Here is a 22,666-nt window from a genome sequence, read left to right on the forward strand (position 1 = left end):
GAACAAATTTCGCTTTAAAAACTATCTATGCAGCGGTTGCTTCAGGTGTTGGAGGCGGATCACTTTTTACTTATCCCACTGGCATGCAGTTTATTTGGAGTTCCAAATGATGTTGCCATGCAAGTTGTTGGTGTTGGCATTATCATGAACGAGTAAAAAAAGTTTTTCCTATTAGACAGGAAGAACTCTTTTTTATTTTCAATAGATTTTCTTATTCACATTCTATAAAAATAGATAAATATAAATAATTTAATTGACTGAACAATTTGTTTGTCTTACAATAATACATATAATCATAATTATTTGAATATTCTTTTATATATAGGGACAGAGGAGCAATAATGAAAAAGACAATTTTGTCATTTTGTTTACAATAAATTTTGTAAGCGCATTCATATCTGTTGGTATAAAAGGAATTTTCATTATAAAGGTGGTGGTTAACAAAAAGCTGGTTGAAGAAGACATTCACTAGAGGGGATTGCAGTATAATTCATGTTTTTAAATAAACCAAATGGAGCAGGGGGATTTAGATGAAGAAAATTATTAAGTATGGATTGTTCTTAGGTGTGTTGCTTTTTTGGCTTGCGGGGTGTTCCAATGATGAAGCGTCAGGGGAGAGTAAAGCAGGGAATAAAGCTGAGAGTACACCAGGGAATAAATCTGAAAGTACACCAGGGAATAAATCTGAAAGTACAACAGGGGGAGAACTGAGAGTAGCTATCCCTTCCGAACCATCTAATTTAGACACGCATTTAAATACAGCTAGTATTGCATCCATAATTGGAAGAAATATTTTTGAAACACTCCTCACTTTAGATTCACATGGTGCAGTTCAACCAATGCTTGCGGAATCATATGAAGTTTCGAAAGACGGAAAAACGATTGAATTCAAATTGCGTAAAGGTGTTCCATTTCATAATGGACAAGAAATGAAAGCTGCTGACGTAGTAGCTTCTATGAATCGTTGGATACAACTTTCTGCCTCAGGAAAAGAAACATTTAAAGGCGCATCTTTCAAGGAAATTGATGAGTACACTGTCCAATTAGAAATGGTACAACCTACTTCTACTGCTACACTTGTTCTGGGTTATACTGGCGCAATTTCGCCGAGTATAATGCCTGCTTCGGTTATAGAGGGACATGAAACAGAAAAAGTAGCTGAATATATAGGCACAGGTCCTTTTAAATTTAAAGAATGGAAGCAAAATCAACATATTCTTTTAACGAAATTTGATGATTATGCAAGTCGTGAAGAACCTGAAGATGGTTTAGCAGGAAAAAAAGAAGCATTGGTAGACGATCTTTATCTTGTTTTTGTACCTGATTCTTCCACAAGAGTTGCAGGTATTTTATCTGGCGAATATGACGCAGTTATGGAGATTCCGATTGATAATGCGGATCAAATCCTATCGAATAAGGAAATTAATATGCATAATGTTCCTAAGGAAATCCTATTATTATACTTCAATAAAAAAGAAGGCCTTTTTGCAAATAAAACAGCACGGGAAGCAATGTCTGTTGCATTAAATAAAGAAGATGTGTTAAAAGCAGCGTTTGTTAACCCTGACTATTATAAAACAACCCACCACGTGATGTTGGGAAATCAGGAAACACAATGGAATACCGAAGTTGGGAAAAAGGAATATAGTTTTCAAGATAAGGAACTAGCAAAGAAATTGTTTAAAGAAGCTGGCTATAACGGCGAAGAGCTTAGATTGTTGACATCAAGAGATTTAGATCCAATGTATAATGCGGCTATTGTTGTACAAGAGCAACTAAAAAATATAGGCGTAAATGTAAAATTAGAAGTGTATGATTGGCCGACATATACGGAGATGGGAAATGATCCGAGTGCCTACGATATTACTATTATCGCCAATAAAGGGAAACCAGAACCTACTTCTCTTGCATGGGGAAGATCAGATTATTATGGATGGACAGATAGTGAAGAGTTAAATGCAATTACAGCGAAAATGCGTCAGGCACCAACACTAGATGACGCAAAAGCGATGTACGATGAGTTACAAACTTGGTTTATGGACTATAGACCAGCTATAAAATTTGGAGATGGAGATATGCTTTTTGCATCGCGTAAATCAGTCTCAAAATTAGAAGATATAGACGGTCTTTATTTTTGGAATATTTCGAACTCTAAGTAATTTTTGGATACTAATTCATTCTAAATACGACTACCCTATTTTTGAAATAGGGTGGACGTAATTTAGAAACCGTGGTTTAAAAGGAGGTAATCAATAGTGTGGGCTTATATTATGAAGCGGTTATTATCACTTATTCCGGTATTATTCATTGTGTCTCTCGTCATATTTTCCATTATTCATATAACGCCGGGAGATCCAACTTCTTTTATGTTGGGGGAGGAAGCAACAGAGACAGAACTTGCAGCTGCTAGAACTCAACTTGGGTTAGATTTACCTATATATGAGCAGTATTGGAATTGGGTTAAAAAAGCTGCAATCGGAAACTTAGGTCAATCCTATCACATGAATATGTCGGTAAATGAAGCAATTATGAGTCATATAGGGCCAACATTGTCACTAGCAATCCTTGCTGAAATTGTTGCTTTGTGTATTGCAATTCCACTTGGAATCATTGCAGCGGTTAAAAGAGGCACAGCAACGGATCAAACTGTTATGGGAATTTCATTGGTAGGAATGGCTATACCAAGCTTTTTACTCGCTTTGTTTTTAGTATTACTAATTGGAGTAAAACTGCAGTGGTTACCTGTGGCAGGCTATCGTCCATTGGATACTGGGATATGGAATCATCTAAAATACTTAATAATGCCAGCAATTTCTTTAGGGACTATCCAGGCTGCTTTAATTGCTCGAATGACTAGATCCTCTATGTTGGAGGTTTTAAACACTAACTATATTAAAATGGCAAGAGCAAAAGGGGTAGTAGAAAGAAAGGTAATCTACAACCATGCTTTACAAAATGCATTTTTGCCAATTCTAACGGTTATTGGAATTACTTTTGGGGGCTTAGTAACGGGAGCAGTAGTAACAGAAACAATTTTTAATATACCAGGTATAGGATCTCTCATCATTAATTCGGTTTCCAAACGGGACTATACAGTCATACAAGGAGTAGTACTCTTTGTGACATTTATTTATGTAATGTTAAACCTGGTGATAGATATACTGTATGGTGTAATTGATCCTCGTGTTAGATTAGAAGAAAAATAGAAGTTGTAAATATTGAAGATAATTGAACTATAGATTTTAAATAGCAAGGAGGTATCTTGTGGAAGTTATAGGAAGTACATTAGCCTTGTCAAAAGCAAGAAAAAAATTAAAGAAAGAACAACAAGAATTACTTAAAAAACGCTTTATTTCTAACTATTCTTTGATGATTGGATTAGTAATACTTTCAATTTTAGTGCTTCTAAGTGTCGTTGGTCCCTTTTTAATAGGTTATAGTCCATATGAAATGATCGTAAGTAATCGTCTTCAGTCCCCAAATGTAGCTCATTTGCTAGGTACGGATAACTTCGGAAGAGATTTACTTACACGTATTATTTATGGAGCTAGATCATCATTAGGTGTTGGAGTATCAATTGCGTTAATCACTTCAGCAGTAGGTTTAACAATAGGTTTATATTCTAGTTATTATAAAAGATTAGATAATATTCTAATGAGAATATGTGATGGTTTAATGGCAATTCCCGGGATATTATTAGCGATTGCACTTATGGCAGCCTTAGGACCAAAAGTCGAAAATGTCATCCTTGCATTAAGTATCGTTTTTACGCCGTATGTAGCCCGAATTGTACGTTCTGCAGCAATAGTTATTCGTGAGCAAACATTCATAGAAGCGATGAAATCTCAAGGAGCTAGTTCTAGTCGCATTATTTGGCGTCATATAGCACCTAATGTACTTTCACCTTTAATCGTTCAGGCGACATTTATTTTTGCTGATTCTATTATAACTGAAGCCGCTTTAAGTTTTCTAGGTGCGGGGATTCCAGCTCCAGCTCCAAGTTGGGGGAATATTTTATATGATGGAAAGCTGGTCATATTTAATGCATGGTGGATGACAGTCTTTCCTGGTGCGATGATTATCTTAGCAGTCATTGGGCTTAATTCTTTAGGGGATGGCTTGAGAGACATAATGGATCCACATTATAAAAAGGTTAAGAGAAAACGTACTAGAAAAAGTGAGAAGGAGAGTATGATATGACCGACTTACTATTAGAGATAAATGACTTGAAAACAAGTTTTTATACAGAAACAGGGCTTGTAACTGCCGTGAATGGTGTATCCTTTCATGTTAAAAAAGGAGAGATTGTTGGGGTAGTTGGTGAATCAGGCTGTGGAAAAAGTGTTATGTCCCAAACAATTCTCCAACTATTCGAAGAGGGTACCGTAGAATTTGAAGGGGAAATTAATTTTAAAGGAAATAATCTCTTGAGTCTAAATAACAAACAGATGAACAAGGTTAGAGGAAATCAAATTTCAATGATTTTCCAAGACCCTCTTAGCACTCTAAATCCGGTCCACACTGTAGGTCGTCAAATTTCAGAATCTATCATTTTACATCAAAAGGTAAGTAAAAAAGTTGCTGAGCAAAAGGCTATAGAACTGCTCCAATTAGTAGGAATTCCCTCACCTGAAAAGAGAGCAAAGGAATATCCGCATAATCTTTCGGGTGGGATGAGACAAAGAGCAATGATAGCTGTGGCACTTGCTTGTCGACCTGAGTTGTTAATTGCTGATGAACCTACAACAGCATTAGACGTAACTATACAAGCGCAAATATTAGATTTAATGAAAAACCTAAATACGGAATTAGATATGGGAATCATCTTTATAACACACGACTTAGGTGTAGTTGCTGAGTTATGCTCTAGGGTAATTGTCATGTACTTAGGAGAAGTTGTAGAAGAAGCAAGCTTAGAAGAATTATTTTCAAGACCTTTGCATCCGTATACTCAAGGACTTATCAAATCGATACCCCAGTTGGATTGTGATAAAACGCTACCTCTTCATACGATTGAAGGAACTGTTCCTCCATTGACACGTGTACCTATAGGATGCAGATTCGCAACTAGATGTCCATTTGCAGAAGAACAATGCATTACATCTTCACCACCCGTTAGTGAATATTCTCCTACACAAAAAGTAAAGTGTTGGAACTTCGAAAAAATACTTGCAAAACAGGAGGTAGCTGCAGATGTCCATGCTTACACTTGAATCAAGTAATTTGGAATTTACTAATCATGAAGCGTCCAAAATTAATAAAGAAAAAGATGCGAAAGAAACAATTTTAGAATTAAAAAATCTAAAGAAATTTTTTCCTGTGAAAAAAGGTTTGATAGATTTTAAGAAAGAAAAAACATTTGTGCAAGCAGTGAATGATGTTTCCTTTAAACTTTATAAAGGTGAAACGTATGGGTTAGTAGGAGAGTCAGGCTGCGGGAAAAGCACAACTGGACGGACGTTGCTAAAGTTGACGGAGCATACAAATGGACAGGCTCTATATAATGGAAGCGATATTTTTCAGAGTTCTAGTAAAGAGCTAAGAAAAGTGCGGCAAGATATCCAAATGGTTTTTCAAGATCCCTATTCGTCCTTAAATCCTAGAAAAAGAATCGGAAAAATATTAGAGGAACCATTAGTTATTCATAATATTGGAAATGCAAAAGAGCGAGTAGAAATGGTAATGGAAGTATTAGAAAAAGTTGGGTTGCAACTTGAACATTATTATCGATATCCACATGAGTTTTCCGGAGGTCAAAGACAAAGAATTGGTCTAGCTAGAGCACTTATTTTAAATCCGAAAATTTTAATCATGGATGAACCTGTATCCGCTTTAGATGTTTCCATTCAATCACAAGTTCTTAATCTGTTAAAAAAATTACAAACTGAGTTATCGCTAAGCTATCTGTTTATTTCACATGATATGAGTGTAGTTCGTTATATTTCTGATCGAATTGGTGTTATGTATCTTGGAAACTTAGTAGAGGAAGCACCAACTGAAGCATTATTTTCGAACCCTTTACATCCTTATACCCAGGCACTATTATCTGCAGTTCCTGAACCGAAATTGGGTGGAAAATCAGAGAGAATTATACTAAATGGTGAAATGCCGTCTCCATTAAATCCACCATCAGGTTGCGTTTTTCATACAAGATGCCCAGTTGCAGAGGAGAGATGCAAATCAGTGATCCCAGAGAAAAAGCAAATTACTAGTGATCATCATGTAGCATGTCACCTTTACACATAAAAGTAAGCGCTGTCATTGAAAAGGTAGTTAGTCTTTTTATAAAAGGTTAAGTTTGAAAGGAGATTTAACATAATGAAAGTTTCAGTGACTGTAAATACAACGGAATTAACGGATATGGAGCTACAACAAATGTCTCAACTTGGAGTTGACTGTATTGACTTTGGAGTAGGGCATTCTTTTATAGGAGTAAAGGAACAAGGATTTCCTGATCTTGACAGACTATTGCAATTAAAAAGAAGAATTCGTTCTTGGGGAATGGATATCAATCGTGTTACTTTACCTAATCTTACGGAGAAGTTTATGCGAAACCTTCCGGGAAGTGAAAAAGAACTAGAGAATTCTATTCAGGCAGTAAAGGTCTTTGGGGAAGCAGGAATTGAGATTGTTAGGCAAAGGTTTGAAGGCGATGTATTTTATGGCCGTTCTAAAAGCTATAAAGCAATTCAACGTGGTGGAGCGATTACTCGTGGAGAAAGTTTGGGGCTGTTGAAAGAGAAAACAGAAACACCAACCTTTGAAGAACTAGAAAAATGGTGGAACATTTTCCAAAGTGCATATAAAGAGTTAGTCCCAGTTGCCCAAGATAACAATGTGAAAATTGCGATGCATCCTTCTGATACACCTCATCCGGATTCACCTTTTGGTGGGTTAGGTCTACATAGAATCATGGATGATTTTCCAAACAAAAATGTTGGATTTATTTACTGTATAGGTACAAGGGCTGAAGCAGGTGGAAGCTCCTTAGTATTGGATGAAATTAATCATTTTGGCCGAAAAGGAAGAATTTTTCTAGTACACTTCCGTAATGTGAGGGGGAGTTTGCCAACAGCAGGTGCATTTGAAGAGGCACTTTTAGACGATGGTGATTTAAATATGTTCAAATTGCTACTTGAACTTCGAAAAGTTGGTTATGACGGTTGTATTAATCCAGATCATGTACCTATTTTGGCAGGAGACGTTGCAGATTTGGATGAAAAGTGGGCATTTTCTAATATTGGTTGGAAGGAGTCTAGTATAGGATTTGCTTATTCAATCGGATATATTAAGGCACTGTTAGCGGCATTAAATGAGTTCGAAGGAAAGTGATCCTTTCTAATTTATCAGAATATAAAGAATTTTAATTGACAGACTATTATAATTGTCTTACAATAAGACATATAAAGATAGTTTACTAATTTGAAAGGGTGAAGTATAGATGAGCGTACAGAATAGGAAGGCACCGAAAGGGATTTTAGGATTTCCAGTAGCACCGATGGATGAAGAGGGGAAAATAGATTTAGATGCACTAGGCAGAAATATTGAATTTTTAGTAGAAGAAGGATTATCTTCTATATTTATAGCGTGTGGAGCAGGAGAGCTTCATGCAATTAGCAATGAAGAATATAGATCTATGGTTCACGTTGCTGTCGAGAAAACAAAAGGTAAAGTTCCTCTATACACGGGAGTCGGCGGTAATATTTCCCATGCTTTAGAGCAAGCAAAAATTTCCGAAGAACTTGGTGCAGAAGGGTATTTAATACTTCCACCGTATTTAATAAATCCTTCTCAAGATGGTATCTACAATTATTTACGGACAATTATTGAAAGTACAAACTTAAATGCGATTGTTTATCAGCGGGACAATTGTATTTTAGAATTAAGTACATTACAAAAACTATGTGAATTACCACAACTTGTAGGATATAAAGATGGTGAAGGAAATATGGAGAAGAATATCGAGTTTACTCACGAAATAGGAGATCGTCTTGAATGGATAAATGGAATGCCATTAGCAGAAATAACGATGGCGGCCTATGTAAATCTTGGATTCTCGTCTTATTCTTCAGCTATTTCAAACTATATTCCACATATTTCAGCAAAGTACTACGATGCGTTATTGAAAGGGAATAAAGAAGTAGAACGTGAGCTATATAATAATGTAATCTTGCCTATCAATCGAATTCGAAAACAAAAGAATGGTTACGCAGTTTCCCTAATTAAAGCAGGTATGAAAATTGTAGGGCTTCCAGTTACAACTAATGTTAGACCACCAGTAGCACCTGTCGAAGATGTGCATTATGAGCAACTAAAAGAAATTATTAACTATGCATTAGAAAAATATCCGGCTGAGGCAGTACCGGTAAAATAGGAGGACCTTATGACGACAACTACAGAAACGAAAACGAAAACATATTTAAATTATATTAACGGTGAATGGATTGCTTCTGAAACAGGAAAAACGGGAGTAAGTAAAAATCCTGCGAAGAAAGAGGAAGTGGTTGGTTATTATCAACTTTCATCTAAAATGGATACCGAAAATGCGGCTTCTTCTGCAAGAAAAGCACAGAAAGCATGGCGTAAACTTGCAGGAAGTGTGCGTGGGGATTATTTGCTAAAAGCGGCTTCTATTTTAGAAGAGAGAATAGATGATGTTGCTGCAACAATGACGAAAGAGATGGGGAAAACCTTTGCGGAAGCAAAAGGGGAAACTGCACGCGGTGTAGCCATTTTACGCTATTATGCTGGTGAAGGAATGAGATCAGTTGGTGACGTTATCCCTTCATCTGATAGCGAGGCAATCATGTTCACAACGAGAGTACCGCTTGGTGTCGTTGGGGTAATTACACCTTGGAACTTCCCGGTCGCAATTCCACTTTGGAAAATGTCTCCAGCGCTCGTGTATGGGAATACGGTAGTCATCAAACCAGCGAGTGAAGCGGCCATTACATGTGCAAAAGTTATTGAGTGTTTACATGATGCGGGAATTCCGGCAGGGGTTGTAAATCTAGTGACGGGTTCCGGTTCCGTTCTAGGACCAGAAATAGTTGCACATAATGAGGTCGATGCTATTACATTTACAGGGTCTAATACAGTTGGAAAACAATTAGCACAAATAGCTATTTCACAAGGTATTAAATATCAACTTGAAATGGGCGGAAAAAATCCAGTAATCGTCACAAATGATGCGGATCTTGACTTAGCGGTAGAAGCAACAATTAGTGGTGGATTAAAATCATCCGGGCAAAAATGTACGGCGACAAGTCGTGTCATTGTCCAAAAAGACGTATATGAGCAGTTTAAAGAAAAATTGCTTCAAAAAGTAGCAGAAATAACGGTCGGTGATGGTATGGATGCAGATACATGGATGGGACCTAGCGTTAGTGAAAGTCAGCTAAACACGGTACTTTCTTATATTGAAAAAGGGAAAGAAGAAGGTGCTAAGTTACTATTCGGTGGTAACAAGCCAAATGAAAACGATGGGTTAAATGGCTATTTTGTTGAACCAACTGTATTTGAAAATGTTACTTCTGACATGACACTTGCACGGGAAGAGATTTTTGGACCAGTTCTTGCACTGATGCAAGTAGATACAATTGAAGAAGCACTAAATATGGCGAATGACTCTGAATATGGATTAAGTGCTTCCATCTTTACGACGAAAATTAGCAATATGCTTTCGTTCATCAATGAAATGGATGCAGGTTTAGTTCGTATCAATGCAGAAAGTGCTGGAGTTGAGTTACAGGCACCATTTGGCGGGATGAAGCAATCTAGTTCGCATTCTCGTGAACAAGGTAGAGCTGCTATCGAGTTTTATACATCTATTAAAACGGTATTTATTAAATAAGAAGAAGTGAGGGGAGTTATGCGATAAGAGCTTAACTCCTCTATTGCTCAACATTCTAATAATACTTAGGGAGGGCTTTTAGATGTTCATTGATACGATGAAAGATAATTCCAATATAAACCAATTTAATGTGGATGGGAAAAAAACGAGTACACCAATAATACAAAAGATGACTGTAATTCCAGTGGCAGGTCATGATAGTATGCTGTTAAATTTAAGTGGCGCTCATAGCCCATTTTTTACAAGAAATATTGTAATCCTGGAAGATAATTATGGAAATACAGGAGTAGGGGAAGTGCCAGGTGGGGAAGCAATACGCCAAACACTAGAAGATACCAAAGCATTCGTCATTGGGGAATCAATCGGTACATACAATTCCATTTTAAATAGAGTTAGGAAACAATTTGCTGTACGAGATGCTGCTGGACGCGGTGCGCAAACATTTGATTTACGGACGACAATCCATGTTGTAACAGCACTGGAGGCAGCATGCTTAGATTTACTAGGGAAGTTTTTACAAGTACCTGTTGCTGAACTCCTTGGAGAAGGGAAACAGCGCAGTAGTGTTGAAATGCTTGGTTACTTGTTTTATATAGGGGATCGAAACAAAACAGATTTACCATATGGAAGTGATATGCGCTCCAAAGATGAATGGTTCCGATTACGTCATGAGGAAGCGTTGACGCCTGAAACGATTGTCACACTTGCGGAAGCAGCTTATGAACGCTATGGTTTCAATGACTTTAAACTAAAAGGTGGGGTTCTTGCTGGTGAAGAGGAAATTGCGGCTGTTACCGCGCTTGCCAAACGGTTTCCTGAAGCGAGAATTACGCTAGATCCTAACGGAGGATGGTCTTTAGAGGAAGCAATACGACTTTGTAAAAATCAGCATAGTGTGCTTGCCTATGCGGAAGATCCTTGTGGAGCAGAAAACGGATATTCAGCTCGTGAAGTAATGGCAGAGTTTCGTCGTGCAACAGGACTACCAACAGCAACAAATATGATTGCAACGGACTGGAGACAAATGGGGCACGCAATCCAACTTCAAGCCGTAGATATCCCGTTAGCAGATCCGCATTTCTGGACTATGCAAGGCTCTGTTCGAGTAGCGCAAATGTGCCATGAGTGGGGTTTGACGTGGGGATCTCACTCGAACAATCATTTTGATATTTCTCTTGCTATGTTTACCCATGTTGCGGCTGCTGCTCCAGGGAAGATTACAGCAATTGACACACATTGGATTTGGCAGGATGGTCAGCGTTTAACGAAAGAACCTCTTCAAATTAAAAAAGGGAAAATCGATGTTCCAACAATTCCAGGTTTGGGTATAGAAATTGATATGGAGCAGATTGAAAAAGCGCATAAACTATATGTTGATCAAAAATTAGGAGCTCGTGATGATTCTTTGGCGATGCAATATTTAATTCCAAAATGGGAATTTGATAATAAACGTCCGTGTTTGGTACGATAAGTTAAATCATAAGGAATTTAGTAAATCAATGAAAGACGTTAATTGGGGGAATGAGATCATGCCAAAAGTAATCGTTTATAGAAAAGTGGATCCACAAATTTTAGACTATTTACGTACAAAGTGTGAGGTTGTCTATTTTGAAAATTTAGATGAATCGACTTATCCGCAGTTCATATCACATCTTAAAGATACATATGCGTTGCTAGGATCCGGTTTAAAAGTGGACGAGGAGTTATTGCAAGAATGTCCACAATTAAAGATTGTAAGCAATATTTCTGTTGGATATGATAATTTAGATTTAGATCTGTTAACAACACGAAATATTTTGGCGACAAATACGCCAGGAGTGTTGAATGAAACTGTGGCAGATGCAGTGTTTGGGGTACTACTTTCAGCTGCTAGAAGAATTCCAGAGTTGGATGCATACGTGAAGCAAGGAAAGTGGGATGCAACACTTGGAGAAGAATTATTTGGATACGATGTTCATGGTAAAGTAATAGGTATTGTTGGGATGGGGGGAATTGGAAAAGCGATAGCGAAACGAGCAAAATTTGGATTTGGTATGGAGGTTCTTTATCACAATAGAAGCCGTAATGAAGATATTGAATCTACTTATGATGCACAGTATTGTAGTTTTAGCGATCTTTTGAAGCAATCTGATTTTGTTTGTAATATGGTTCCCCTCAGCGAAGAGACAAAGAATATGTATAGTACAGATGAATTTAAATTAATGAAGGAAAATGCCATCTTTGTGAATGGTTCTCGTGGTGCTGTCGTAGATGAAGATGCATTAGTTCAAGCATTAATCAATAAAGAAATTGGTGGAGCTGGACTCGATGTTTACAAGCAAGAACCTATTGATGTAAATCATCCGTTGTTAAACTTTCCGAATGTCGTAACTACACCACATATTGGGTCAGCGACGAAAGAAACAAGGCTTAAGATGGGAATGTTAGCCGCCGATTCTGTTTTAAAGGTACTTGCAGGGGAGTACCCAACAAATGCATTGAATAAGCTAGTAAGTCATGAAATCTGATTTTACTCATAGAGGAGAATAAGGATTTATAGATGGACGATATAAGTCGATCAAGTAAAAAAAAATGGCATTATTTTTACAGGTAATTTTGAGTAATTTTCAAATTTATAAACCTGTATAGTAATGTCAGTACATAGCGTTTTAGTGTATAATGAAGATAAGAAAATGAGTAATAAATAATGAAAACTAGAATTAGAAAAGGGGGGTGTAAGATGAAGGAGTACCTTATGGATACAGTCAAAAGAAGCACCCTTTCTCAACAAGTGCTAGAACAAATCGTTCAGTTATTAATGAGTGGACAACTGAATCCTGGAGACAAACTGCCTGCAGAAATGACATTAATGGAACAGTTTGACGTAAGTAGACCCGTACTACGTGAGGCACTTAGTTCATTAGAAACATTGGAAATAATCACTAGAAGACCTCGAGGGGGTACTTTCGTAAACGAACGAGTTGGTAGTAATCCATTTAAAGTAATGCTTGCTTTATCGATTAATAATGTCCCTGCTATCATTGAAGCGCGTATGTCTTTAGAGTTAGGACTAGTAACGATGGCGGCAGAAAAAATATCGGATGCACAATTGGAAAAAATAAAAGAAACAATTGATTGGATTAGGGAAAATCCAAATAGCGAATATGGTCGAATCGATAAAGAATTTCATAGATTAATAGCACAAAGTGCAAATAATCCAGTTGTCGAAGGGATGATTGAATCACTTTTGATCACACATGAAAAAACCGATAGCTTGATTACTTACAGGGAACCAGGTATTACAGTTGAGCATCACGTAGCTATTTATGAAGCATTGAAAAAAAGAGATCCATATGAATCATTCAAACATATGTATAAACATTTAAGCTATGTAAGAAAAAAAATATTGGATGATCATGTAGCTAAACATTAAATAAGATGCCATTTTATATAAAGAGCCCTTTGAAATTCCAATTTCAAAGGGCTATATTATTGGTTCTGGGCATATAGGAATTCAGTTACTTGCTCCTGCGTTGAAGCTCGTCGCAGAGAAGAACTTGTCCCTGTCTTAGGAACGTTTACGTTAACTCAAACAAACGTGAATGTTATGAATTTCATGTTTGTTTCTGACACTGGGAACAAAGCTTATTTAAAAGCCACGATTACCGAAGTTGATTCGGTAATCGTGGTTTTTGGTTGAGTAAAATTTTTTAACACGAAGGTGGAGTTTGGTTTTACTTCGCTGAGGTAGAGATAAATAATGAAGGAACTCTATAAATAGTTGATGACTAAAAGGAAATAGCAGCAAGGTGTAAAGACAATAGTTGAATTTAATACAAATACTTGTGAAATAGGAGCGTATATGTACTAATTTCGCTTTATTTATGAAACCGCTATCTTAAAATATAGTATTCCTTTATTACATGGAAAAAATAGTATTTGATATGATGAATTATCAATGTATACTAAGAATAGAATGGTCAGACGTTCGACCTTCTGGAAATACAATTTTGTGGAGGCATTACATGAATTATTTAATCTCAATCGTAGGCTTAATTGTTGTGCTGGGTCTTGCCTGGGTTGCAAGTAATAATCGTAAAGAAATAAAAATTAGACCAATAATCCAAATGATAATTATTCAAGTAATTTTAACTTTTTTACTACTGAATACTAAATTCGGATTGATTCTTATTAAGGGAATCGCAGCCGGTTTTGCAAAATTACTAGAATACGCTAATGATGGAATCAATTTTGTATTCGCTGGCATTGCGAATGAAGGACAAGCTCCATTCTTCTTAACAGCTCTACTTCCTATCGTATTCATTTCGACTTTGATTGGAATTTTGCAGCATATTAAAGTTCTTCCTTTCATTATGAAATGGATTGGTTGGGTAATCAGTAAAGTAAACGGCATGGGTAAGTTAGAGTCATACAACGGAGTAGCGTCCGCTATTGTTGGACAATCTGAAGTATTTATTACCGTGAAGAAACAGCTTGGGCAATTATCCCCTCAACGTCTATACACACTATCTGCGTCAGCGATGTCAACTGTATCGATGTCTATTGTGGGAGCATATATGACGATGATTGAACCGAGATATGTTGTAACGGCAATCGTGATTAATTTATTTGGAGGATTCATCATATCTTCTATTATTAATCCTTACTCTGTAACCGAAGAAGAAGATCTCCTTGTTGTGCAAGTAGAAAAACAAAGCTTCTTCGAAATGTTGGGCGAGTATATTATGGATGGATTCAAGGTTGCAATCGTAGTTGCGGCAATGCTACTTGGATTCGTTGCGCTAATGTCAGGGGTAAATAACTTATTTGATATGATATTTGGTGTCACATTCCAAGAAATTATTGGTTATGTCTTTGCTCCATTTGCAATTTTAATGGGTATCCCTGTTTCAGAATCAGTAACAGCAGGTGGTATTATGGCTACCAAATTAGTTACAAACGAATTTGTAGCGATGCTCTCATTAAAAGATTTAGCGTCAGGCTTGAGTGAACGATCAATCGGAATCATTTCTGTTTTCCTTGTTTCTTTTGCAAACTTCTCTTCCATTGGAATCATCTCCGGTGCTGTAAAAGGACTTCATGAAAAACAAGGTAACGTTGTAGCACGTTTCGGCTTGAGACTTTTATACGGAGCAACGTTAGTGAGCATATTATCAGCGATTATTGTAAGTCTTATCCTCTAGTTAGAAAAAGTGTTATCCAAAAACCCTAATAAAATCAACATCCCAGCGATTACTTCTAAGTATTCCTGGACACAAAAGGACGTCAAATAAACCTGTTTAAGTGAGTAGGTAAAAGTTGGATATGAACTTTAATATTTTTATCTCCTTTTGCCTACTTTATAGATTACCGAAGCCTTCTAAATCAATTGATTAGGAGGTTTTTTTGTGTCTAAAATATTTGGTGTCCCCAATTCGCGAATAGGACGGTGTACCTTATGATGTAATTTTCATGTTGGTTTCTAACACAGGGAACATGAACCTTAGCTAGAACCAAAAAGGCGATTCGTCTCACGGAATGTGTGATAAATCGCCTTTTGTTTTGTTAAGCATATAAAGCTAAATGAATCATTAGTTCAATTCCAGCTGGTATAGCTGCCTCATCAATATCAAATTTCGGATGATGGTGAGGATACTGGCTTTTTTCACTTTGCATCCCTACGTTAATAAAGGCACCTACTTTTTCTTTTAAGTAGTACGCATAATCTTCAGCTCCGAGTACAGGCCACAACATTAGGTGCAGAAAATTTTGGATCGATCGGGATGCCAAATTCGTTTAATTTGCCTTTTACATATGCAGCAGTTTCATATTCTTGACCAGACAACTCAGGGTACATATGAAAATGTCTGCGTTGTTCAATTGTCCAAGCGATTAAATCTGAATCTACAAGATTTGTTTTGTACATAATAAAACCTCCGATAGTCTTTTTCAATTATGCCGAGAAAAACTAAATTCAGTAAGAGTTGGACCTCTCGCTGAATCGTTAATACGGTCCGTAATGAATTATTTGAGCAATAATTAAGAAAAGAATAGTGATGACTATTTGGATCAATAGTAAAGGTAGGACCCATTTTACCCATTTAGTATAGGGTATTCCTGCAACAGCAAGTCCAGCAAGTAATACGCCTGATGTTGGAAAAATAGAATTGGAAATACCATCCCCAAGCTGGAAAGCAAGTACTGCAGTTTGTCTTGTCACGCCTACAAGGTCAGATAAAGGTGCCATGATTGGCATTGTAAGTGCTGCTTGCCCACTTCCTGACGGGACAAAGAAGTTGAGAAAGAGCTGTAAAAAGAACATTCCGATTGCGTTCATAATTGGAGATAGCTGGCTTAAAAATGTTGATGAGTAAAATAAAACAGAGTCAATAAGTTTCCCATCTTGAATAACAACGAGAATTGCTTGTGCAAACCCGATGATTAAAGCACCACCAATAAGGTCTTTCGCGCCGTCTATGAAACTGTCTGCCATTTTGTTCGGACTTAGTTTACCAACAACTCCGATAATAATGCCAAATAGTAGGAACAAAGAGGCGATTTCAGTTATATACCAACCCAGTTTGATAACTCCGAAAACCAATACGACAAAGTTTAGTAAAAAGATGGATAGAATCCATTTATGACGAGTGGTTAGTTTAACAGTAGAATCGATGTTCACTTGATTTCCTACTTGTACGTTTCCGATAAACCTCTTTTCAGAATTGGCTTTGATTTTTTTTGCATAACGGTAAACGTAGATGACTCCAACAAGGTATAACGTAGCGAATAATACAATTCGGAGACCGATCCCTGAGAATGTAGGCAATTCAGCAATACTTTGTGCGACCCCAACATTAAATGGATTTAAGATAGCACTCATGAATCCGATATTTGCTCCGATTGATACAATCGCAAAACCAACCATTGCATCTAGCCCTAAAGCAATGGCGAGTGGGGTGATAATTGCAATGTATACAATGGTCTCTTCAGACATCCCCATTAATGTGCCACCTGCTCCAAAAAACAACATAAGAACAGGGATAAGCAGTAATTCTCGATTGGAAAGTTTGGCTGTTAAATTTAGTATCAATGCATCGAGAGCGCCTGTTGTCTTTAAAATTCCAAAAGCCCCGCCAATAATTAAAATGAAAAAAATAATGCCGGCACCATTGACCAAACCAGTATGAATACTAGAAAAAATATCAAAAAACCGACTGGAGATGAATCTGTTAAATGAAAAGAATCAGGAGTGACAATCGTACGTCCATCTTTTTCTACTCGTTCATATTCTCCAGCTGGCATAATGTATGTCAAAATAGCCGAAATGACAATCACAAAGAAAAGTAATACAAATGCATTAATGTTCAGAGCTTTCTTGTCTTTTTTTTGAGAATGATTTTGGTGTGTAACTTCGATGTTTTTTTCCATTCCATAAGCTCCTTATAAGTTTGTTTGTGAATTTTTATTCAATTTATTGTAAGGTATATTCATTCGGTGTGCAATGGAAATTTTTATTTTGTTGAGAAATAAAGTGGTAGATTAGAGATGTTATAAGTATTTTAATGAATTCAAAAGTTTACTACAAAGTTCAAGCAAATCAAAAAGTATGCAAAGTGTAATTAGATATATGCATAAATAGACTGAAATTAATAAATGAGGTAAGGGTGATAAAATTCAACGCGAGTCAATTGGTAAAAAGATAATCCTAAAAAGTTAGGAATAGGGAGTAATGCGAAGTGGAAGAAGATTTAAAATAAAAAACTCCAGCCCTTTTTATTTACTTAGGGGAAGGGGGGATACATTGCCGACACAATACTTAACAGAATTCTAATAAAAATGAACAAATAGAAAGAGCATGTTATGAAAAAAATCAATCATAACATGCTCTTATTATATTTATGAAGCAATCTTTAGTTCAATAAGTATTAATTTACATCTCTAAATCCGTAAATGCGTAAGGTAATAAATCCCTCAAAGTTAATTCTAATATATCTTTGTTCTCATTTGTTAAATATACAGGCATTTCGGGTAAACAGAATTCCGCCATAACTTGTCTGCAAATGCTACAAGGTGGAAGAAAATCTACCGTGTCACCTGCGACAGCTATCGCTTGAAAATCTCCCTTTCTATAACCGTTTGATATCGCAGTAAAAATAGCGGTTCTCTCAGCGCAATTAGTTGCACCTAATGAAACATTCTCCACGTTAACTCCATTTATTACAGTACCATCTTTTAATAATAATGCTACTCCAACTGGGAATTTGGAATAAGGTATATATGCTGCTGCTTTCATTTTACGTGCACTTTCCATTAATAGCTCTTTATTCATATTTTCCATCCTCCATAAAAAAGAATGAACTTTTCACAGTTCCCTTAACACCAACATTTTGTTGGCAGGACTTCTAATAATATATATAAAAAAATATTTGTCAATATCTATGTTAACAACAATCCTGTGTCAGAAACATTCATGTTAATTCAAACAAACGTGAATGTTGTAATTTTCATGTTTGTTTCTGACACAGGGAACAAATTTCAAATGATTCCGCTAATTGGTATAATGGTCGTATAGATTCTCAAGTAGCCGATGAGGTAGTTATCCGTAGATTCCGAATTTCCAAGTTATTAAGATAGAATAGATTAGAAAAGGGGGAAATATAATCGAGAAGAAAAGCATATTTGCATTGATCATATACTTCATAGTTACGAGCATCTTCCTATTCTACTTTTTTTACGATACGAAAGAATACGAACGTATAAATTCCCTTTCCTACTTTTTATCAACAACTCTAACATTATTTATCGTAACGTGTTGCTATATTTTGTTTATGGCTTTTGGTGATAAAAAAGATAAAGAGATACTCTTTAAAATGATCGTTTGGTTCATAATTGGAATTGGGAGTACCACGTTGTTATATGAATTTGTCAAACCGAGTTATTCTTATGCAGAAGCGAAAGCAGTAGTAGAGCAAAGATACAAAGTAGAAGTTATAGACAGTCATTTTACAACCACTGTTGAAATAGAAACTGGTAAAGAAGTCTACCGTATGACTGCAATTAAAGATTCAAAAAAAATCGAATTAATGTTTAATCCGTATACAAAGGAGATAACATTTCTCAAATAATATTGTTGAAAATATTTTCTTTGTGTCAGAAACATTCATGTTAATTCAACAAACGTGAATGTTGTGATTTTCATGTTTGTTTATGGAGCATTGGATAAATTTAAGAAACAAATTATAAAAGTGGTATAATCAGTTAAAACGGGAGGTATGATATGGAAATTTTATTTATAACTGTTATATTAGGTTTAATATTTATAGGTGTCCTTTCTTTTACACTCTTTATACGGAGATTACTAATAAATACTTCACAATCGCAAAACCCTCAAATCCCTCAACCTTCTAAGAATTCTGATCAGAAGATTGAGCAAAAACTAGATAGGATTATTGAATTATTAGAGAAAAGTAGTTCTAATTCGTAGATATAAAAATACAAAACTCCATAAATAACTACCTTGTATTAAATACTCATAATAAAACCGCTTAGAAGTCAAACGCAATCCAAGCGGTTTTCTATACATTTCACCATATTTGATGAAATCGGCCAATAACGTTTTGAGTTGAAATGACGCTAACGAATGCATGTGAATCGATTTGCCTCACAATTTTTTTCAAGTTTGTTAATTCCCCTACTACCGTCACACAAAATAAGACCGTTTTTTGATCATGAGTAAATCCACCAGTTGCATCCCACATTGTTGTTCCTCGATGTAAATTTAAATTGATCTCGTGACTAACTTCTTCGCCGCTTTTAGTAATGATTAAGACCGATACACGATTGACGTGACTTAAAATGATTTCATATGTTTTCATCGTCGCATACATCGAAATAATCGTGAATAAGGCAACTTCACTACCTAAAATAAAACCGGAAACGATGACTATCAGTACATTTACAACTAAACTGGCTTTTCCTATAGATACATTCTTATATTTCGTAATAATTCTAGAAAGAATATCTAGTCCACCTTGTGAGCCACCTCTTCTTAATACAATCCCACACCCTATCCCATTCAGTGTTCCGCCAAAAATTGCAGCTAGCAGAGTATTTTCCGTCCATAAATGTTGAACGGGCAAGAGATACAAAAATACAGATATTAAAATGATGGCAATCATTGTGTATATACTAAACTTTGTCCCTAATAATTTATAGGCAAGCACCATTAATGGGATATTTAATATAAAATAAAAAACGCCAACATTAATCGGGAAAAAGTGATGAATAAATTGAGCAATCCCAGTTAACCCACCAGAAATTAATCCAGAGGGAATAATCAACATATTAAGTGCAACAGCAGAAACAAACGTACCAACAATTATTGAAAGAAAATCTAAAGCAATCGTTGTACCTTTTTTCTCGGTAATTGACATATGTAAGCACTCCTTTAAAAGAACAGCAACATCCATTCCTCTATGTTGTATCTACGATCATCTTCTTATACATGCAACTCCAAAGTGAGTGAGTCCTTAAAGCCTCAAACAATTAAAAAGAACAGTAAAACTGCTTGTAACAGAAACTTTCAAGTTTGTGGAAGCATAAAGCTTTAATTCGGAACAAAAATACACTGCTCTATAATTGCTAGTTTAAATAACAATTACGGGACAGTGTATTTTTGAACTCTTTTATTGTGTTAAAGATATAAACAACTACCGTGTTTTAGAAACATTCATAGTTATTCAAACAAACGTGAATGTTGTAATTTTCATGTTTGTTTTTGTCACAGGGAACGTTTTCTCATAAACAATGAAAGGACAACATTGATAATAGCTAAAACTAAACTTATGTTAAACACAAGTGAAGATCCAGAAACAGCGGATACAGCTAGAGTAGTCCCATCTGTTAAAGAACTTGCTTGTTGTGCTGAGAAAATGGATACCATTACGGCAATACCAATTGCTCCTGCAACTTGTTGAGATGTTTGAGAAATAGCAATACCATCTGGATAGTACTGTTTTGGTAATGCATTTAATGTATTTGTCTGAACGGATGCAAGTACCATACCGATACCAAGCATCATGATAATATGTGTAATTACCATAATCCATAGCGCAGTTTCTGTTCCATATTGTCCATATAAGGCATAGCCAATGACAACTAATATTGTACCCGGTGTAATGACGGCACGAGGACCGTATTTATCAAATAGTCGGCCAATTATCGGAGCTAGTAAACAATTTAATACACTACCTGGTAATAGAATAAGACCTGTTGTGAAGGCAGTAGCTAATAACGCCAATTGCATATACATTGGTAAGACAACAAGCATAGAAAGCATATTTAAAAATGTAATCATATTCATCGTAAGCCCAAGTACATATTGAGGGTGCTTAAATGTTTTCAAATTTAACATTGGTGTATCCATCTTTGTTTGACGAATTGCAAATAAAATTAGGGCGATGAGTCCCACAATGACTGTGCTTAGGACAGTCATGCTTGTCCATCCAAACTCTCCACCGACACTTACCCCATAAACAACGCCACCAAAACCGATTGTTGATAAAATGATAGATAAAATATCTATCGAAATTTTTCTAATTTCATTGATATTTGGAATATAAATGAACCCGAAAATGAGTGAGAATACTAAGAATGGAATCGTAAACCAGAAAATCCAGTGCCACGATAAAGTATCTAAAATAAGACCTGCTAATGTTGGACCAAATGCTGGACCTGCTAAAATGACTAATCCCATAATCCCCATTGCGCCGCCTCGTTTATTAGGAGGGAAGATGGTAAAAATAACACTTTGGGTTAACGGCAAAATAATTGCAAGCCCAGCTGCTTGTATGACACGTGCTATCAAAAGCACGCTAAATACAGGTGCTAGTGCAGCTACGATTGTTCCAATAATTGATAATGTAACCGAGGTAAGAAACATTTGACGTGTTGTAAATTTTTGCATTAAAATCCCTGTTACGGGCACTAAAATCCCTAGAGTTAAAAAATATCCTGTTGCCAACCACTGAATTGTGGTCGCCTCTACACTAAAAATGTTGGTAAGTTCGGCTAATGCTATATTTAAGGCTGTTTCACTGAAAAGACCAACAAAACCTGCTACTAACAAGGCGGTCATAATTGGCCCTGTTTTAACTTCTTTATTCACTTTTAAAACTCCTTCAATAAATTATTAGTTAATACTTTTGATATAGTTCTTAAGGGATCTGTTGATTTTTGGGTTAAACAAAGCATCATCGCACCTTCGATAGAAGCTGTCATGAATAATGAAACGGAGGCAGCTGATTCAATTGAATGGCCATCTGAAACTAGTTTATTACGGTATATGTCTTGAATTTTTTCATAGAGTTCTCCACAAGCATTTCTTACAGGCTCGCTGAAAGATGCCATTTCGCTCACAATACTACTAAATGTATAGCCCGTAACTGTACCGTCTGTTTCTATGTTTGTAATTAACTTTTCAATCATTGCATATGTTGCTTCTTGTGTGGACAGATGGTGATGGAAAATCGTTTCGATATCCTTTGTAATTGCTTCTTTTAAAGCATGTAGACAAGCAATTAATAATTCCTCTTTGCCATTTGGAAAATGATGGTAGAGTGCACCTTTTGTTATATTACAAGCTTTTAATATTTCATTTAACCCTACACCTTTATATCCTTTTTGTTGAAAAAGCTTTGTTGCTATGTCGACTAATAGCGATTTTGTATCCATTTTCCATATTCCCCCTAAAAAACATACTGACCGGTCTGTTTGTAACTATAACAAAATATTTTTCTATGATGTAAGTGTTTTTTTATTTTTATTACAAAGTAC

19 protein-coding genes and 2 pseudogenes are annotated in these 22,666 nt (G+C 36.0%); 15 read left to right on the forward strand and 6 right to left on the reverse strand.

Going from position 1 to position 22,666, the window contains the following annotated elements; translation table 11 throughout:
* Nucleotides 1–14: 14 nt before the first annotated feature.
* The 13 genes and pseudogenes from ACTSKG_RS18595 to ACTSKG_RS18655 form a co-directional block, all read left to right on the forward strand.
* Nucleotides 15–147: pseudogene (locus ACTSKG_RS18595) on the forward strand (serine/threonine transporter SstT); the annotation flags it as partial.
* Nucleotides 148–530: 383 nt separating this feature from the next.
* Nucleotides 531–2,159: an ABC transporter substrate-binding protein gene (locus ACTSKG_RS18600; RefSeq protein WP_464756008.1), complete on the forward strand. Its 1,629-nt coding sequence runs from the start codon at nucleotides 531–533 to the stop codon at nucleotides 2,157–2,159.
* Between the two features lie 96 nt (nucleotides 2,160–2,255).
* Nucleotides 2,256–3,206, forward strand: a complete 951-nt coding sequence (locus ACTSKG_RS18605; RefSeq protein ID WP_464756009.1) for an ABC transporter permease — start codon at nucleotides 2,256–2,258, stop codon at nucleotides 3,204–3,206.
* A 58-nt stretch (nucleotides 3,207–3,264) separates the two neighbouring features.
* Entirely contained in the window at nucleotides 3,265–4,200 is a 936-nt protein-coding gene (locus tag ACTSKG_RS18610; RefSeq protein WP_464756010.1) for an ABC transporter permease, read from the forward strand.
* Complete coding sequence (locus ACTSKG_RS18615) at nucleotides 4,197–5,213, forward strand: ABC transporter ATP-binding protein (RefSeq protein WP_464756011.1); 1,017 nt, start codon at nucleotides 4,197–4,199, stop codon at nucleotides 5,211–5,213. Before ACTSKG_RS18610 ends, ACTSKG_RS18615 begins: the two co-directional genes overlap by 4 nt.
* Nucleotides 5,200–6,246 carry an ABC transporter ATP-binding protein gene (locus ACTSKG_RS18620; protein WP_464758067.1) on the forward strand — a complete coding sequence of 349 codons (1,047 nt, stop codon included), beginning with the start codon at nucleotides 5,200–5,202 and terminating at the stop codon, nucleotides 6,244–6,246. The genes ACTSKG_RS18615 and ACTSKG_RS18620 overlap by 14 nt, the downstream gene beginning before the upstream one ends.
* Nucleotides 6,247–6,318: 72 nt before the next feature.
* A complete protein-coding gene (locus tag ACTSKG_RS18625; protein ID WP_464756012.1) occupies nucleotides 6,319–7,332 on the forward strand; it encodes a mannonate dehydratase in 1,014 nt (337 codons plus the stop codon).
* Between the two features lie 109 nt (nucleotides 7,333–7,441).
* Nucleotides 7,442–8,374, forward strand: coding sequence for a 5-dehydro-4-deoxyglucarate dehydratase (gene kdgD / locus ACTSKG_RS18630; RefSeq protein ID WP_464756013.1), 933 nt, complete (start codon nucleotides 7,442–7,444; stop codon nucleotides 8,372–8,374).
* 9 nt (nucleotides 8,375–8,383) lie between these two features.
* Nucleotides 8,384–9,853, forward strand: coding sequence for an alpha-ketoglutaric semialdehyde dehydrogenase GucD (gene gucD / locus ACTSKG_RS18635; protein ID WP_464756015.1), 1,470 nt, complete (start codon nucleotides 8,384–8,386; stop codon nucleotides 9,851–9,853).
* A gap of 82 nt (nucleotides 9,854–9,935) precedes the next feature.
* A complete protein-coding gene (gudD, locus tag ACTSKG_RS18640) occupies nucleotides 9,936–11,324 on the forward strand; it encodes a glucarate dehydratase (protein WP_464756016.1) in 1,389 nt (462 codons plus the stop codon).
* A gap of 58 nt (nucleotides 11,325–11,382) precedes the next feature.
* A complete protein-coding gene (locus tag ACTSKG_RS18645; protein WP_464756017.1) occupies nucleotides 11,383–12,360 on the forward strand; it encodes a 2-hydroxyacid dehydrogenase in 978 nt (325 codons plus the stop codon).
* 212 nt (nucleotides 12,361–12,572) lie between these two features.
* Complete coding sequence (locus ACTSKG_RS18650) at nucleotides 12,573–13,265, forward strand: FadR/GntR family transcriptional regulator (RefSeq protein ID WP_464756018.1); 693 nt, start codon at nucleotides 12,573–12,575, stop codon at nucleotides 13,263–13,265.
* 592 nt (nucleotides 13,266–13,857) lie between these two features.
* Nucleotides 13,858–15,036 (forward strand): NupC/NupG family nucleoside CNT transporter, encoded by a 1,179-nt coding sequence (locus tag ACTSKG_RS18655; RefSeq protein ID WP_464756019.1) that lies wholly within the window; start codon nucleotides 13,858–13,860, stop codon nucleotides 15,034–15,036.
* 524 nt (nucleotides 15,037–15,560) lie between these two features.
* Here the strand turns inward: ACTSKG_RS18655 and ACTSKG_RS18660 are convergent.
* From ACTSKG_RS18660 to ACTSKG_RS18670, 3 genes and pseudogenes are all read right to left on the reverse strand, one after another.
* Nucleotides 15,561–15,758, reverse strand: coding sequence for a hypothetical protein (locus ACTSKG_RS18660; RefSeq protein ID WP_464756020.1), 198 nt, complete (start codon nucleotides 15,756–15,758; stop codon nucleotides 15,561–15,563).
* Between the two features lie 78 nt (nucleotides 15,759–15,836).
* Nucleotides 15,837–17,260, reverse strand: a pseudogene (locus tag ACTSKG_RS18665) (YfcC family protein).
* A 502-nt stretch (nucleotides 17,261–17,762) separates the two neighbouring features.
* Nucleotides 17,763–18,161 carry a cytidine deaminase gene (locus tag ACTSKG_RS18670; protein ID WP_464756021.1) on the reverse strand — a complete coding sequence of 133 codons (399 nt, stop codon included), beginning with the start codon at nucleotides 18,159–18,161 and terminating at the stop codon, nucleotides 17,763–17,765.
* 541 nt (nucleotides 18,162–18,702) lie between these two features.
* On the opposite strand from ACTSKG_RS18670, the gene ACTSKG_RS18675 reads away from it, so the two are divergent.
* Nucleotides 18,703–18,957, forward strand: a complete 255-nt coding sequence (locus ACTSKG_RS18675) for a hypothetical protein (RefSeq protein WP_464756022.1) — start codon at nucleotides 18,703–18,705, stop codon at nucleotides 18,955–18,957.
* Between the two features lie 152 nt (nucleotides 18,958–19,109).
* On the forward strand, nucleotides 19,110–19,316 hold the full coding sequence (locus tag ACTSKG_RS18680; protein ID WP_464756023.1) for a DUF4083 family protein: 207 nt from the start codon (nucleotides 19,110–19,112) through the stop codon (nucleotides 19,314–19,316).
* 100 nt (nucleotides 19,317–19,416) lie between these two features.
* On the opposite strand, the gene ACTSKG_RS18685 is transcribed toward ACTSKG_RS18680, so the two are convergent.
* From ACTSKG_RS18685 to ACTSKG_RS18695, 3 genes are all read right to left on the reverse strand, one after another.
* Nucleotides 19,417–20,265: a YitT family protein gene (locus ACTSKG_RS18685; RefSeq protein ID WP_464756024.1), complete on the reverse strand. Its 849-nt coding sequence runs from the start codon at nucleotides 20,263–20,265 to the stop codon at nucleotides 19,417–19,419.
* Nucleotides 20,266–20,612: 347 nt separating this feature from the next.
* Nucleotides 20,613–21,998, reverse strand: coding sequence for a DHA2 family efflux MFS transporter permease subunit (locus ACTSKG_RS18690; RefSeq protein WP_464756025.1), 1,386 nt, complete (start codon nucleotides 21,996–21,998; stop codon nucleotides 20,613–20,615).
* A gap of 2 nt (nucleotides 21,999–22,000) precedes the next feature.
* Complete coding sequence (locus ACTSKG_RS18695) at nucleotides 22,001–22,564, reverse strand: TetR/AcrR family transcriptional regulator (protein WP_464756026.1); 564 nt, start codon at nucleotides 22,562–22,564, stop codon at nucleotides 22,001–22,003.
* Nucleotides 22,565–22,666: the final 102 nt, after the last annotated feature.

The organism is Psychrobacillus syltrankelensis (genome assembly GCF_055454035.1).